General features: G+C 41.9%; 9 protein-coding genes. 1 reads left to right on the forward strand and 8 read right to left on the reverse strand.

Going from position 1 to position 17,139, the window contains the following annotated elements; genetic code table 11:
- Window positions 1-20: 20 nt before the first annotated feature.
- Entirely contained in the window at window positions 21-926 is a 906-nt protein-coding gene (locus HPL003_RS04585) for a TetR/AcrR family transcriptional regulator (RefSeq protein ID WP_014278445.1), read from the forward strand.
- Window positions 927-1,049: 123 nt separating this feature from the next.
- Here HPL003_RS04585 and metK read toward each other — a convergent pair whose 3' ends face one another.
- The 8 genes from metK to HPL003_RS04625 all read right to left on the reverse strand — a co-directional run bounded on the left by metK (window position 1,050) and on the right by HPL003_RS04625 (window position 17,056).
- Window positions 1,050-2,252 (reverse strand): methionine adenosyltransferase, encoded by a 1,203-nt coding sequence (metK, locus tag HPL003_RS04590; RefSeq protein ID WP_014278446.1) that lies wholly within the window; start codon window positions 2,250-2,252, stop codon window positions 1,050-1,052.
- A gap of 331 nt (window positions 2,253-2,583) precedes the next feature.
- Window positions 2,584-2,874, reverse strand: coding sequence for an alpha/beta-type small acid-soluble spore protein (locus tag HPL003_RS04595; RefSeq protein WP_014278447.1), 291 nt, complete (start codon window positions 2,872-2,874; stop codon window positions 2,584-2,586).
- A 126-nt stretch (window positions 2,875-3,000) separates the two neighbouring features.
- Entirely contained in the window at window positions 3,001-3,582 is a 582-nt protein-coding gene (locus tag HPL003_RS04600; protein ID WP_043922302.1) for a hypothetical protein, read from the reverse strand.
- Window positions 3,583-3,643: 61 nt separating this feature from the next.
- On the reverse strand, window positions 3,644-5,170 hold the full coding sequence (locus tag HPL003_RS04605; RefSeq protein WP_014278449.1) for a stalk domain-containing protein: 1,527 nt from the start codon (window positions 5,168-5,170) through the stop codon (window positions 3,644-3,646).
- A 99-nt stretch (window positions 5,171-5,269) separates the two neighbouring features.
- A complete protein-coding gene (locus HPL003_RS04610) occupies window positions 5,270-7,633 on the reverse strand; it encodes a copper amine oxidase N-terminal domain-containing protein (protein ID WP_014278450.1) in 2,364 nt (787 codons plus the stop codon).
- A gap of 543 nt (window positions 7,634-8,176) precedes the next feature.
- Window positions 8,177-9,523 (reverse strand): efflux RND transporter periplasmic adaptor subunit, encoded by a 1,347-nt coding sequence (locus HPL003_RS04615; RefSeq protein ID WP_014278451.1) that lies wholly within the window; start codon window positions 9,521-9,523, stop codon window positions 8,177-8,179.
- A 20-nt stretch (window positions 9,524-9,543) separates the two neighbouring features.
- Window positions 9,544-12,684, reverse strand: coding sequence for an efflux RND transporter permease subunit (locus HPL003_RS04620; protein ID WP_014278452.1), 3,141 nt, complete (start codon window positions 12,682-12,684; stop codon window positions 9,544-9,546).
- 352 nt (window positions 12,685-13,036) lie between these two features.
- On the reverse strand, window positions 13,037-17,056 hold the full coding sequence (locus HPL003_RS04625) for an S-layer homology domain-containing protein (RefSeq protein ID WP_014278453.1): 4,020 nt from the start codon (window positions 17,054-17,056) through the stop codon (window positions 13,037-13,039).
- Window positions 17,057-17,139 lie beyond the last annotated feature (83 nt).

Below are 17,139 nucleotides of genomic sequence, written 5' to 3' on the forward strand. Positions count from 1 at the left end.
AACCCTAGGGGGAAGTATGTATGGAAAGCAAAAAAAATGATATTTTACAGGCAGCCATTCGGCTGTTTTCCAGAAAAGGCTACTATTCAACATCTGTTGAGGAGATTGCCAAAGAAAGCGGGATGGCGAAGGCATCCTTTTATAAATATTTTCAAGGAAAAGAAGAGCTTCCATTGGAAATGTGTATTATTCTAGAAAATAAGATTGAACAAGACATCCGGGCACTTTACAGCAAGCCTGACCTTACTAATGAAGATAAGCTGCACGGTTTTGTCACTCTCTATTTGAAAAACCTCGTTGAAAATAAAGTGTATCTTATGATGGATCTTCCCGAGCCATCTATGCTCATTTTTCAGAATGAACAGCTCAATAGCACCTTCGAGCAGCATGAATACAAATTGTACAAATGGGTACGTGACAGCCTGATTGATGTTTTTGGACCGGACATTGAAGAGTATGCATGGGATATGACCTTTGTGCTCAAAAGTGTTGTATTTGAATATATTCGCTTCTTTGCTGACCGGATGGACGATGAAACGATTGAGCAGCTTACGCAATTCATCCTCTTTTTATCCAATTCCTTGGCTGCTGCCAGCTTGAACCGTACTGATTCGACCCCTCATTTGTGGAGCAGTCCAGGCTGGTTACCTGAAAGCAATCCAAGTAATCCCTTCGATCAGGGCCGCCAAGTCAATGGCCTTCTCCACTCTCTGGAAGACAGCATACTGCTGTCTTCATGGAGTTCGAAGGAAGAAAAACAGGAGTATCAGCAAATTGCAGCTCTATTAAAGGAAGAAGCTTTGAAAGCGAATCCCCAAACGGGTCTTTTAAAAGCTCTGTTTTCATATTTGGAGCAGCGTAAGGAGCTGCAAAAAGTTTGCCATTTGCTCAAAAAGCTGTTGAATCTTGCACCCCCAACGGAGTAGAAGTTAGCAATATATCACGGCAATTTCCAACTTAACTTGTAAAACACATCAAAAAAGACTGCTCATGTAAATCATGAGACAGTCTTTTTTGGTTATTGCTTGTATTGGATAACATATGAGAAATTATAGACCCGCTTGCACTCTCAGAGCTTCAGCTTTGTCTACGCTCTCCCATGGCACATCCAGATCTGTACGACCAAAGTGACCGTAAGCAGCCGTTTGCTTGTAAATTGGACGACGTAGATTCAGCATTCGAATAATACCTGCTGGGCGAAGATCAAAATTGTTACGAATCAGTTCAACGAGCTTCTCGTCGCTTACTTTCCCAGTACCGTATGTATCGACGCTAATCGAGACTGGTGTAGCTACACCAATGGCATAGGCAAGCTGAATTTCCACTTTATCTGCCAAACCGGCTGCAACAAGGTTTTTCGCTACATAACGGGCAGCGTAAGCAGCGGAACGGTCCACTTTGGTCGGATCCTTACCGGAGAATGCTCCCCCGCCGTGACGAGCATAACCACCATACGTATCTACAATAATTTTGCGGCCTGTTAGACCTGCATCCCCTTGAGGTCCGCCAATAACAAAGCGACCTGTTGGATTAATGTAATACTTGGTTTGCTCATCCAGCAATTCTGCAGGAACAACTGGCAAAATAACCTTTTCCTTGATGTCTGCTTGAATTTGCTCCAACGTAGTATCTTCTGCATGCTGCGTAGAAACTACAATGGCATCAATACGAATTGGCTTGCCATTTTCATACTCTACCGTTACCTGGGTTTTACCATCCGGGCGAAGGTACTTTAATGTTCCATCCTTGCGCACTTCGGCCAAGCGGCGTGCAATACGGTGAGACATCGCGATAGGCAACGGCATCAACTCAGGTGTTTCATTCGTAGCAAAACCGAACATCAACCCTTGATCGCCTGCTCCAATGTTTTCCGTTTCTTTATCTACTTCAGCAGGATCACGGCTTTCCAGAGCAGCGTTAACCCCTTGAGCGATGTCCGGCGATTGTTCATTCAAAGAAGTCAATACAGCGCAAGTATTATAATCAAAGCCGTATTTCGCACGTGTATAGCCAATTTCCTTAATCGTATTGCGTACAATGGATGGAATATCCACGTATTCCGATTTGGAGCTGATTTCACCAATGACGAGAACGAGACCAGTAGCTACTGATACTTCACACGCTACCCGTGCATTAGGGTCATTAGCCAAAAAGGCGTCCAATACGGCGTCGGAAATCTGATCACAGATTTTATCCGGATGACCTTCTGTTACAGACTCAGACGTAAACAAATGACGGCCTTTTACAGACATGAATTTCAACCTCCCACAATTAAAATACATGAGGATTTATATAAAATCCTGACATGGCAATGGCATTAGTCAGACACTCTCACACCAACATGTGGCTGGAAAATGACTTCTATACCTGATTAACAAAAAATGAACCTTTTCCGGTAGGAAAAGGTTGCGTACAAGCCTCAAATGCCATGATATCCTATTTAAAACAAGGTGTCAATTCATATCGCCCAATTAGAAAGGGAGAAACTAAGGCAAATTGACAAGAACTAAATTTCTGATCTACATGAGGATAGCCTTATTTTAAAAACGACTGCACGTCAAAATCAGTAAAAATTATTGCAACTTACAAGGTACCATATTCAGATAAGCTACGTTCGGCAGATTGTACCAATCGCTTGGTAATTTCACCACCTACAGAGCCATTCTGTCTTGAAGTCAAATAGCGCCACTCCACATTTGCGCTTCCTTTAAACTCGCCCAACTCCGCAGCAAACTCACTGTCGGCACTCGGATGTATATGCGCATATTGGGGGTTATAAACAGGAAGCCCAAACTCAGCAGCAATTTCATACTTCAAATCATGTAATCTGGCACGGCTTTCGGGAATCAATCGTCTCTGACCTCTTGACGCCATCGTACACACCTCCATCAATTGTATTTTCTTTCATGAAGTTAGTGTGCAGCGTTTGGAGGCAGCTTAGCCAAGAACAATTTGCTATCCCAAGCAGTATTTACGAAAAAGAACTTTCCAACATACAATCTATTGGAGAGTATAACCGCCACGTACCATGACGACCAGACCAAACTTCTGGCCTTCTTTTACCTGAATACCTCTTCCTTCTCTAGGAAAGGATAGTAAATGATTTTTCTCAACCGCCTGATTATGGACAATTTCCGTTCCAGAAGTGATATCAATAGCTCCACTGGCATCCATACTAAAAACAACAGCATACCCGTTACGTAAAATAAATTCCGATCCAGCTTTGGCAATCAGCTTTTGACCAGGCTTTACATCAACAACCTTTAATTCCTCGGTCTGTTCCACAGATGTGGAAGCTTTGCCTGTACTAGACGCACCCGAAGTTGTTACGTTAGAAGTAGCGTTTGTAGTGGAAGCTGCTGAATTAGTCGACTTACTACTACTGGCATTGGTTGTCGTTCCACCTTTGAGAGCCTGAGCAATCTTTTGATCAACATAGCTTTTGGTTACAACTGGATCGTCAGCTGTTCCCGGTTGCCCAGAGCTGGAGGCTCCATTAACCGAATTGTTCATCAAGGAGCCTGCAACTATCCCTCCTCCAAGTAAAACAGCAGCCAGCGTTACTTTGTAGCGTGATTTCATGCTTATCCTCCTACAGCAGGTTAATGCATTGTGTTGTATAAGCTTCTATTATTGGCTTACTTTAAGAAGAAGCACCTTGCATAACCCATGGTTTATCATAAGCCATCTTTAATGTATCAATACTTGTAACTAAATCTTCCGCTTGCTGTTCTGCGGTAGTTACTTTCAGATTAGCCTCATAAACCTGAAGCTCAGTAGCTAAGCCCACGTCAAATTGCTTTTTAGCCATATCTGCTGCACTTCTAGCACTTACCAAGCCAGCTTGAATTTGAGAATACTGACTTTCCAATCCTTTAATGTTGTTGTAAAGCGTTCTTACAGCTTCTTCAAGCTGTCTCTTTGTACCCTCTGTAGCATACTGAGCTTTCTCAACATCTAGTTGTTGAGCTTCGTATGGTGTATTTCCTTGAGTATTAAAATTGTAGAGCTTTAAGCTCAATTCAGCCAAATCCACTTTTTGTTCACTTAACCAAATAGCAGTACTGCTAGTAAGTACTTGGCTCACCTTCGTTTCCACATTATCTTTAAATTCAGAATAGACAGGCTTATCCTTTAATTCATAACGTTGCTCTGGCTTGTAGCCAATCACTTGATTCAAAGATACATATGCACTATCCAGATCTTTTTTAGCCTTTTCTAAAGCAGCTTGATTTTGAGTCAACTGATTGGTTGCTTGTGTCACCTCATAGTCACTGGACATTTGGTTATCTCTCTTAATTTGTGCAACTTTAAGCTTGCGCTCTGCATCTTCAATATTCAAAGCAGCAAGCTTAACGGCATTTTGCTTTTGAAGAAGCTTGTTATAAAGATCCTTCACATTATATTGAATACCTTCTTTTGTCATATCTAAGTTCTTTTTAGCAGCCTCATAATTAAGGTTAGTTTGAGCATAACCTTTGAAAGCTTTATCTTGTCCTTCATCGCCTGCTTCTGCAGGAACAAAGTCAATATTTTTACCCGTTTCTTTCATGATTTTACCAGCCTGATCAATACTCGCTTCTCCTGTTTTAACTGAGGTACTATCAGCTATTGCCAGTTTAACTGCGTCATCATAGGTCAAAGAATCATTATAGTAGGTATCGTAAGTAACTTTAGTCACAGGAGCTGTCAGAGGCTTACTGGATAGGCTGTTGGTTTGATCACCAGTAGTGCTTCCATCAGCTTGATTTGAAATAGTTACTGTCCGTGTAGTTTTATCCCAATTTACTTTGGCGCCTAATGATTGGCTCACAAAGCGCAAAGGGACGAGCACTTGACCCTTTTGAATTTGAGTAGCTGCATCGAGTTGTACAGGAGCACTATTCTTATAGGCAAGTTTAGAACCAACATTTAAAGTTAACGTGTCTTCATTTTTAGATGCCGTTACTTTTTTAGCTTTACTATCCCAATCCACTTGCGCTCCCAAGCTTTCGAAAACTCCACGAAGAGGTACCAAGGTTGTATTTTGACTAACAACAGGAGCTTGCGTATATTGCTGGGTTACACCGTTAATAATAACTTTTATATCACCTGCTTGAGCTCCTGCAAGACTGGCAAATGCAGAAGAAAGAACCAATGTGGAAAGTACCGCCACTCCAAAACGTTTCATAATTTCTCTCCTTTGTCAATAAGGCTAATAAAAGAAAAGGGCTCCAAAAGGAACCCTCTTCTCATCTAATTCAGTTAACTCAAAAGAGTTGCTCTTAAATTAGTTTTTGTTTTCAACAGTAACTGTTTTTGCAGTTGCATCATAAGTGATGGATGCATCCAGCGCTCTGCTCACCCAAGCGATTGGCAGTACAGTACGGTTTTTGTTAGTTACAGCTTTAACGTCCATACGAATCACGGAACCGTTAACAGTCAACAGGTTTGTGTTCAGTTTGATTTGAGCAACAGTGCTACCTTTGATCAGGGTAACTGTAGAAGTTGCTTTGTCAAACAGGATGTTTTGTTGGGATACACCCAGAGCTTCAGCTGCATAACGTACTGGCAAGTAAGTGCGTCCGTTTTCAGCATAAGGAGCTACTTCTGCTGTTTTACTTTGACCATCTACAGTGTAAGAAGTGCTTCCCAGTGTGAAGACAGCTTTAGTACTAGTAGCACCTGGAGCTGGAGTTCCAACAGTTGCGATTGCTGTTTCAGCAGCTGCAGTGTTGTTGTCTTTCCAGTTTTGAGTGTTGTCAGTTGCGCCTTTGTATGCAGTGTAAGAAACAGCGCTACCTTTCAGCTTAGCAACGATATCGCCTTGAGCTACAGTACGGTCAACAGTCAGCTTAGGAGCCGAGATTGTGATTGTACTTGGTGTAGCACTTTCGCTATCGATGTAGAAGCTCAGACGGCCTTTGTTGCTTTCGCCGTAAGTATCAGTGGACACGCTCTTCACTTTAACGTCACCAGCTGTTACTTTAACTTCTGGAGTAGAAGCAAAACGTACGCCTGTTGGCAATTCCAAGATTACTTCACGGCTACCATCTTTCTTAACGAAAGCTTCTTTAGCTGCTTCAGTAATTGTGATGTCGCCAACTTGTTGGTCGCCCAGACCGATTGTCAGGGTTGGTTTGGATGCAGCAGCCAAAGTAACAGCTTGCTTCACAGTTGCAACCTTAACAGTACCGCTCAGACCTTGGCTACCAGCAACATCAACGTTCAGGTCGCCAGAGAAACCTGGTTGTGTAGCAACTTCAACGTTTTTCAGTTTCAAAGTACCTGGATCTTTAGAGCTGTTAACGTTTTTGAAAGTCAATCTCAAAGTACGTTTGTCGGAATCTGTGTAAGATACATCTGCTCCACCAAGACCGTTAGTGTTTTCGAAAGATCCAGCAAAGTTGCTACCTGGGGAGTTACTTTCGAAAGTAGACTGCCAACGAGCGCCTTCAGGCAAACGCAATGTTACAGTACGGTTGTTAACAAAAGAACCAGCAACGCTTTCTTTAATTACGATATCACCAATTTTTTGCTCGTCATGACCAGCAAGAATTGTTGTTGGGGTAGCTACCGAAACACCACCACCGATTTGGCCATAGCTACCAACTACGAGAGAGCTAACATCAGTAGTTGTGTTACCGGAGATACTAGCAGTAACATCACCTTCTTTAGCGTTAGTTTCGTCGTCAACGTAGAAGCTTAAAGGAAGGTTAAATGTTGTTTCTTTGCTACTTTTTGTTTTCAAAGACAAAGTCAGCGTGTCGCCATCGACTTTAGAAACTACATCACCAGATGCGATATCACCAAAGAGAATGCTAGCACTTCCTGGAGCGTTCCATTTAAAACCGCTAGGCAATTTCAGTTTGATGTTATTATTGTTAGCCAAAGCACCTGCTGTTTGTTCTTTCACTTTCAACGTTGCAGTGAAATTGTCAGTGTTAGAAACGGTATCCGCAGCAGACAAAGATACTTGACCGGAAGATACTACGTTTGCAATTGTAACTTCACCGCTAGTCAAACCACTCAGGGAAGAAGCATCAATTGTAGCTTTTACTGGTCCATTGCTAGGTCCGCTTACATTGATGTTAGCAAAGTTCAGATACACATCAGCGCTATCTTTGGAGTTATCAAAGTTCAGTGTTACTTTTGCAGAGTTATCAGTCAATTTCTCAACTTTTAGTGCAGTAGCATCATTATAGCCAGTAGATGGAATGTTTTTTTCAAGCGAGTTATCTTGTGGATCAAGATATACACCCAAACCATAAGTAGCGTCAGTAGCGGAAGTAGCACGGCCAACCTGAAGATCTCCAGATTTACCAAAATCAAAGCCTTTAGGCAAAGTAATAGTGAAAGAAGCACCGCTAGCAATAGAAGCTTGGCTGATACTTACTTTCGCTCTACCCAAAACAGCATTATCTTGTTGATCAGAGTTAATACTTGGAGTACTCAGAGCTTGGTAGCTAGAAGATGCATGAACTGCAGTTGGTGCAGTCAGTGCTGCGATTGGAGCTGCAACACCAGCAACCAATGTTGCTGTTGCCAGCACGTTGATCATTTTTTTATTAAACTTTGTCATAACCTTTTTTTCTCCTCCTTGAATATAACCAGAAATATTATTTTTGTCTTTTTGTCGGATCTTGTCACTCATCAGTCGTTACACCTCCTTTCCGAGCTTTATGAGAACCCTTATAAAATGATATCTGTGACAATATCACAGAAGCTTGGAATCTAGTTGAAAGAAAGCGTCCATTTATGACGTACTCCAGTATTATACAATGTGATAACAATGTCGTAAAGAATTTTTTTAGCGAATTATGTCTTTACGCTTTTGTACCCCTTTGTTTCATACTCACCCAATTAGACGTAGCATAGGTTTAAAAAGTTGCGTCAGTTTCAAAAAAAATTTTTTATTTTTTTTTTGATTATGTATTCCGCTTTCCACAGTCATAATTATACTATTAAACCTGTTCCTCCGTCATCCTACAACTTTTACCTTATCAGCCTTAAATGCACAAGGGTTATCCCCATGCTTTAAAAGCAGCTTTATTAGAGTATATTCGTCGAGAAATATCCATAGAATATATAAAGAACATAAAAACTATAGATTCCCTTGAAATCAAATACTCTAAAACACTTTAAGTAGTAGGTAATGACGGAGTAACAGTATTTATTTTGAATATTACAAAAACAATTACTTCACTATATTAACCTTCGCACCATCTGTAAGCAGACTTATACCTTTAACGGCAATAGTCTGTCCTTCAGTAAGCCCTTTGGTTACTTCAATCTGTTTGGCGCTTTCCTCGCCTGTTTGCACCTCTACCCGCTTAGCCGTGGATCCCTCAACTACATACGCATATTTTTTCCCCGCCTGCTCCGTAATTGCATCCTGCGTTACGAGAATATTGTGTGCAGCTTCTGATTTCATGTAAACAGTCACTACCATACCGGATTTGAACTCGCCAGAAGGATTAGGGACTGATATTTCGACAGGATATGCCTTAAGATCATTATCCATAACAGGATTGATCGCCGTCACTTTAGCCTCAATTCGCTTGCCCAACGAGTCTATCCCTACAGTTACAGTGGAGCCTACGTTTAGCTTAAGCAGATCCTCCTCAGATACATTTACCTTGGCAAGGATCGGATTGGTGTTTGCAATTGTAGCTACAGCTGATTGGGAGCTGACCATTTGTCCTGTTGTACCTGACACTACAGAAATAGTGCCTGACATAGGGGCTCTGACGACAGCGTCGACAAGCTGACTACGTGCCGTATCCAAAGCAGCCTTGGACTGATTTACCGAGGCACGAGCCACATCAATACCCGTTTTTTGCTGTGCAAGGCGTAATGATTTTTGAGCATTACTGTATGTTGTTTGTGCGCTTTCCTTGGACGTTTGCGCATTATGAAGTGCAAGCTGAGCGTTCTCCAGCGCTGTTTGAGCTTTTCTATGCGCTATTTGTGACTGTTCTAAGTCAGATTGTGAAACAGCACCAGCGCTAAACAACTGCTGATTTCGAGTTAGCGTACTTTGGGCATCACGCACAGAATTCTGAGCATCTACCAGAGCATTCTGAGCCTGTGTAATAGCATTGTCTTGCTGAACAAGTGCACTTTTAGCTTGGTCTACACTCGATTCACCCTGCTGCACCGATTGTGATGCTCCAGACTCAGCCTGCTTCAAATTAGCCAGTGCAACCTGATAGGATTCTTGAGACTGCGTGATGGAATCCCGAATGTCTTTCTGATCAATCGTAAACAAAACATCGCCTTTGTTTACCTTTTGCCCTACCGTCAAATTAATGTTCTGTATTTTCCCGCTAATTTTCGGAGAAACCTGAGCCGTATCTTTAGGCGCGAAGCTGCCTACAATACCTGTCGAATCCGCCAGACTGCCTTTAGCTACTTTCGCTACCTGGATTGGAATTGCTTTTTGGGCAGCAGGTGAAGCAGCGGGGGCCTCTCCCCCACTGCAGCCTGCCAATGCAACTGATAAAAGCAATGTCGTGGCAATCAGAGCACTTTTTTTATTCATTATATCTCTTCACCTCATTATTAAATGTGAACACTCTTTTGTTGCAGCTTTGCTTCTTTTTTAAGCTCTCTCTTCGCCTGTCTTTTCAATTTCCGATTTTTACGTTTTTCGATCATATTATCCATGATTACGTAGACTACCGGAATAAGAAACAATGTAATAACAGCAGCGAAGGACAACCCGAACACAACGACAACTGCCATAGGTGCTTGTGTTTCATTACCGTTTCCTGTAGCGAATGCCATTGGAAGCAAAGCAAGTACGGTAGCAAGCGTAGTCATCAAAATTGGACGCAACCGCTCAGATGCTCCATGAATAATGGCTTCATCTCGATCTTGACCTTCTTTACGGAGCTGGATGATGAAGTCAATCATAACAATGGCGTTATTCACGACCAAGCCGACGAGCATAATATAACCGGTTAGAGCCGATACGCTAAGACTAGATCCTGTGACAACCAAACCGATAAGCACACCTATTAATGTAGGTGGAACCGAAAACATAATAACAAACGGTGTAAGCAACGATTCGAACTGGCCTGCCATAACCATATAAATCAGCACGACAGATAGCAGAATAGCTACCGCCAAGTTCATAAAAGACTCCATCATTTGTTCACTTTGTCCCCCACCCGTATCTGCACTGTAGCCTTCTGGGAAGTGAGTGCTCTTCAAAAGAGCATCTATTTTTTGATTAATGGTAAGAATGTCCCCTGTTCCATCAATATCAGCAGTAATCTGCACTTGACGCGTTTGGTCTTCACGAGAAACAGTATCGGGTACAGTCCGCTTATCAATACTTACTACTGAAGACAATGGTACATCGATGCCTTGTGAAGTGGTAATCCGTAAGGCTTGTAGATTTGAGAAATCATGGCGATTTTGCTCTGGCAACGATATCTTCACATCAATCTGATCTTCACCTGTACGATAGCTTGTAGCGACTGACCCATTAAAAGAAGTATTCACTGCAGACAAGATTTGGGTTGCTGATAAGCCATATCGACTAGCAAGCTCCCGCTTAACGGTAATCTCATATTCTTCGCGAACCGCACTCAAGGAACTTTTTACATTAACTGTACCAGGTATATTTTTCACGTCCGCAACGAGATTGTCCGAGAGTTCTCTCAGGACGTCCATATCGTCACCTTTTAGATTAATGTTAACAGCCGCTCCACTTGAAAGGCCTGTTGTAGACACCAGTGTAATCTCTGCATCCGGAATACTATCAAATTTCTTACGAAGGCCCTCAACTACAACATCTGTTGGCTGATGCCCATCCTTCAGCGCAACATTTAGATCTGCCGAGTTGGTTGGAGTTGCACCTGAAAAGGCAGAATTGCCACCAGAACCAACTGTCACTGTCATTTTATCCAGATCAGGAACTTTCAAAATTTCTTTTTCTATATCTTGAACAACCTTTTCGGTTTCTTCCAAGACCGTTCCATTAGGAAGTTTTACGTTAACTGTGAATTCCCCAGTATCGGATTCCGGGATAAATTCAGTCTTAACCATAGGAATCAGAGTCCCAGCTGCAACAAACATTAATAATGTAATGATTAAAACAGATTTTCTATGGTTAATCCCCCACTTCAGTATACGACGATAGCCACCCTTAAACTTCTCGAAGCCAACATTAAACCACACAATCGGGTTAATACCTTTATAAGCACCTGAAGAGTATATTGATTCATCCGGTACGGTAGGTAACCAACGTGAGCTGAGCATTGGAACAATCAGAAGAGAAACCACCAAAGCTGCAATGTGAGAGAAAATAACAGTTAATGCCAGCGGTTTAAATAGAACTCCCGCAATTCCGTCAACAAAAACAACTGGTAAAAATACTACGATCTGCGCAAGTGCAGACGCCATAACGGCATTACCTACCTGCTTGGAGCCATCAATAGCCCCTTGTAGCATGCTCTTCCCTTCATGTCGCTGCCTAAAAATATTCTCAATAATAACAACGGCAAAGTCGACAAAGGATCCCAATCCCAGTAGCAAACCACTCAATGAAATGACGTTGATGGTTTGTCCGCTAAAATACATCATCATAAACGTTGCTACGAAAGAAATTGGAATAACGATAGAGGCAATAATGGTTGAACGTACACTATTCAAAAATAACAGCAACACAATGGCTGCGATAACAAGCCCCAATACAGCATGCTCTACTAGTGAGTTTACAGAGTCGCTAATGGGTTTGGAAGCATCTGTTACCATCTCCAGTTGAGTTCCCGGAGGTAATTCCTTCTGTATTGAATCTAAACTATCCTTCACAGAATTGGCGATTGAAAGGGTATTTCCCCCTGTAGCTTTAGTAACAGAAATATTGATACTTGGCTTTCCATTATAGGTAGAAATGGTTGTAACTTCATCCAAGGAATCTTTAACTGTCGCAATGTCCTTTAGCTTAACGCTCCCCTTCCCTACTGGAATTGGCGTTTCAGCCATTTCTGAAACAGCTTTATATTCACCTTGAACCCGAAGTTGGATTTCTGTATTACCTCGGTACACCGATCCAGCAGAACCAGCTACGTTATTAGACGACAGTGCTTGGCTGATCTGATCCAACGTAATGCCATAGCTTTGAAGCTTGGCCTGATCTACAGTAATCTTCACAAGCCGTTCTTGCCCACCTGACATGCTGACTGAAGCTACTCCCGCAATTCTTTCAAGCCGCGGCTCAATAATATCTTCAGCAATAGGCTTCAGCTTGTTAACATCCTGGTCCCCTGTAAAAGCGAGGGTAATTACTGGCGTTGCGTTAATATCCAATTTAAGTACGCGCGGTGAATTTGCCGCCTTTGGAAGAGATCCTCGAACCCCATCAATTTTATCTCGCATGTCGAGGGTTGCCTGATTTATATCTACTCCCCAATTAAATTGAACTACGACCATAGATGATCCTTCTGAAGACTGAGACTGGATCGTATCCACATTCTCAATAGAAGCCAGACCCTTTTCAATAGGTTTGGTCACCAATTCCTCAACTTCTGTCGGTGTCGAGTTCGGAATACTGGTCGCTACCACAGCAATAGGCAGCTTCATATCCGGCATCTGCTCGACAGGAAGTCTTAACGCAAAAATACCGCCCCCGATTAACAAAGCAAGAATTAACATAAATACTGTTACAGGACGGCGTATTGAAAACTGAGACATCTCATCACTCCCCACTCACTTCTTTATGTAACATTTAAGCACACTAATCTTCTACTACGATGAAATAGGCGTAAAGTTTCAGATAAATGTGCAAAAAAAACATATAAGCAAATAATAAACACATTTTGAGATAAATACTTAAAAAAAAGTAGTTAATTTAAATGCATTTATGGTAGTTCAAGAACAAAAAACGCTGTAAACTTATCCATCAGTTATCTGCTCATTGCTATTATGGCATAGGCCCTTAATCCCAGTCAAATAGCTGATTTTTAAAAAACATCCCTCTCATGTATATGAAAGGGAATTCCAATTTCGCATGGAGGGATGTTCATTAAATTCAGTTTTTTAGGATCTAGATTTTAGGAAGCAACTTTTTATCAGCCATAACTTTACCAATAATAATGGCCGCATCTCCACGCAAGGTCAGAGATGTAGGATTAAACATATACCCTTTTTTCAGATCACTAGCATCAACAGGTGAACCCGTGATAAAGCCCTTCTTGGCAATCGCAAGCACAGATGCTTGTGCATAGTAATCAATCTTATCTGCATCTTTAAAGGTTTTAGACAGATTCTTCATGATCTTGTCGTGATCTGTCTCCAACTTCAAATTCAATGCCTTGGCGATAATGACCGCTACATCCTGACGTGTAATTACATCCTCCGGCATAAAGACTCTCGGTTGCGAACCTTTTACAATACCGGCACGTGCGGCTGTTTCAATATAACGATAATCATAGAGAGCATCTGCTGATATCGTATTTGGAATAGACACATCATCAAAATGCTTCGCCCCGCTGAAATTAAGAGGAATTTGCAGACCTTTGACAATCATAGATGTGAATTCGCCTCTTTTAATGTAGCTGTCAGGTCCAAAGCTATTAATTGGATCCATTGGGTTCATGACACCCTTAGCCAGAATGGCCTCAATGTAATCTCTGGCGTACTTGTGCTTAATGACATCACTATACGTTTCTCCAACCTTAGCTGCAACATAGTAGCCAAAACGATCAAACGGTACTTTAATGGTATGTTTCTTCGGATCCACCACACCACCAATGTTCTGCCAATCTTTAAGATCCGAATCAAAATAGAACACTGCCATTTGTTTCCCTGCATCCTGCGCGATACTGCTATCATACGTCAAGGTTAATGTTGCACGCTTGGATGGTACTAATTCATTAGAAGGATCGCGCCAGTAGAAGTTTTTGATCTTACTGCTGTCATTTTGTGATTTATTAGCCAGTTGATATGGATCAGCACCATAAGTTACCGGATCGTAAGCATCCGTTTTGATATCATCTGCTGTACCTGGGTCAATCCAGAATACCGGACTTGACTTGGTAAAACGAGTTGGGAAGTCTCTGCTGAAGTATCTACTTCCATCTGCAATCAAGCTCTGCATATCCGACAATGCTTTTTCAGTTTCAAATTCATGACGGTCCACCACACCATCTTCGCTATTTGCTATCGCAAAGTACAATGTATGACCGGAAAAAACCTGATTTTTGAATTGCTGCGGTTGATCATAATCCCGACGAATCAGACTAGTTCCCTTAGCAAAAGCAAGTGTAAGATTACCATCAAACACTTTGTGCGATGTTTTCATCGCTTCCATGTATTGCTCACCAGGAATATTCGTAGGAACATATTTAACTGTAATGGTCTGTTTCAGTTTATCTTTACCTTTTGTAACCACTACGTCAATTTTATTATCTTTGTTGGCCTTTAGACCTGTGACGATGGCTTTGTAAGTTGAAGGGTAATCAACGGTGCCATCATAATCAGAATCGAATCCCTCTTGAACTGCTGTTTCCTTACCTACCATCACACTATCTGCATTACTTGCATTCACAACCACTTGCACAAAGTTTTGATTCACGATTCTCTTTTCAGGAAGCGGACGCAAAATATCAAAAGATGTGGATTGACCAGATACTTGCAGTCGGAACGTTGCAAATGGTCCGCTCTTGCCACTGTTGTACAAGGTAATGTTATAGGCTACTGGTGTTCCATCTTGCGGAACGGTTTGGTTTTTCAACACAAAGCTGAAATACTTTTTGTCCGGGTGATAGTACACAAGTAGGTCTTTTAATTCTTTATTTGTAAATTTATCCGTAGTGGAACCAGAGTTGTATGCTGTCTTAGCATCTTCTGCTGAGTAAAACTCATTATTCAGCGTCCAATTGACCTCGCTGTCGTCCGATCCCTTAATCTCTAAAATATATTGATCTTTATTGGCAATATCGCTTAACGAACCATTGACCTGATCCGCTTTACCCAAATCAGCAATACTGAATGTACCAAATACATTGATATTTTTCAGGGATGTATTGTAATTGGTATCATCCACTTTAGTGAAATTAGCATCTTTTGTTTTCGGTGCAATTTCGCTATACTTCGGAGCACTGCTCAAGCCACTAACAGGTGTAAAAGGAATAATCCCCTGTGTGTTTGAAACTGGAATTACTGGAATATTGGTCTGTGTAAAGTTTACTTTTACCGTATTGCTATATTCAATACCTGGCTTGTACACAAATTTGATTTCATTATTCCCGCTTGCCAGTGCGTTGGCTGCGGCTGTTTCCGAGGAAGAAGCAAGCTTAAAGTCCGCCCCTGAGCCATCCAAATCAACCAATACATTATTAATATACAGGAATACATTTCGGTTACTTCCAGTGTAATGAATATCTGCTGTGTTGCTCACATCAAGCAATTTACCTTTAAAGTAGCCCAATTGAGTCAGCTTATAGGTATTCAAGTTTGAGCTGGAGGTATTTAACGGCACTTGTTGTCCATCATAAATCGTATCATATTTCATGAATGGCCCCTGCAGCAGATTCACCGTTGCTTTAATTAGCTTGGTCGAGTCACCATTCAGGTAAAAATTCAGTACGTTTTGTCCTTCTTTAGGCAAAGTGTCCACATAAGCAACAATTTTCTTCACTTGTGTTGGCTTGCCATTGATGGTCCGAATCACATCTTGAGGTGACCCTACAGTATGAACCGATACACCAGAAAGCTCACTGATTGAAGAAGGTGCTCCATTAACAACGATGAACTCCATACCTACAGGAACAGATGGAGCATCTGTAGTCTTGTTTTTCATAGAGCTTCCAGTTAATTTCATAGCTTCATCTATGGCAGCTGCCTGATCAGACCCGCTTCCATTAACTCTGCTCAACAATTGATTATTAAAATCAGGAAGATAGTTTACATCATCGATATACGGCTGAGTGCTGCTGCGCAATGTAAATTGGACAGCCGACGGAGAAGGCGGGGTACTGGTATCACTATAAGTTAGACCCAAGGATACTCTGGTCAAATGATCCACCACAACCTCTGAAGGTACAGTCACCTGAAATGGATATACCTTATAACCATTTGATGTAACCACATTAGCAGTATCAATCGTGGCATCAATCCCACTAGCACTGCCCACAGCACTGCCATTGTTACTCACATCCGTAAACCGTGCATTGATTGTAGCCACTCCCGGATCGGATGCACCGCCTGGAACCAAAACCTTACCCTTCAAAACAACTCCACTCGTAGATGATACGGTAAAGTCAGGCGAAGTGGTCAGATCGGCCGACACATTCCCGTCCATGTTCAGGTTCAAATCGGAAAATTCAGGTTTGCCCGTATAGATCGTAATTTCACGCGTAACCGTAAGAGCCTGAGTTCCGTTACCCACTTTAAGAGTCACTACATTTTTACCTGGACTGAGTACAACACTTCCTGTTAGTTTGTAGCCGGTATAAGAGTTAACAGTATACGTATTACTGCTTTTTGCAGACGTGAGCGTTACACTATCAGCATTAGGCGCCGTACCCTGAATGACCACTTTAACGTCATCCGTACCGCTATTACCACTGTCTGTCAGCACAGCTGTTTGGTTCTCTACTAATTGTTCAGTTTTACCGTTCAGCGTAGCAGACAGATCATAAACCTTTGGTCCATCCTGGTACTCTACGTAAATAGAATCCTTCATATCCGCCGAGTTTTGGCTGCTTTGGAATGTGATTCGGTTCAAACCAGGAAACAGTTTAATGTCTGTAACTTTAAGCGTGGAGCCAACGACCGTAATTCCGCCCTTTTGGCTCTCATTTTTATTTACCACGTTAAGGGTCGTTCCATTTTTGGAGAGCTGGAATACACTATATGATATCGTGCTTCCGTTCACTCCATTAATCGTTCCGTTAACCGTGATACGGTCGGTGTTTACCGATCTGGCTGAATCCACATCATACTTTTCATTTGGAAAAATAAAATAAGTTCCCGTCGCAGCATGAGCCGTACCTACCAGGGCCGCCGGCACCAAGCCAATGATGAGACCAACCGTCAGCAACATAGATAGCAATCGTTTCAAATCATTGTCCTCCTTAGATTCTGTCGCACCTTGGGGTACGTAATCATTCAATATCTTTTTTATCGGTAGCGAACATACAAAAA

Source organism: Paenibacillus terrae HPL-003, assembly GCF_000235585.1.
GTDB lineage: Bacteria > Bacillota > Bacilli > Paenibacillales > Paenibacillaceae > Paenibacillus > Paenibacillus terrae_B.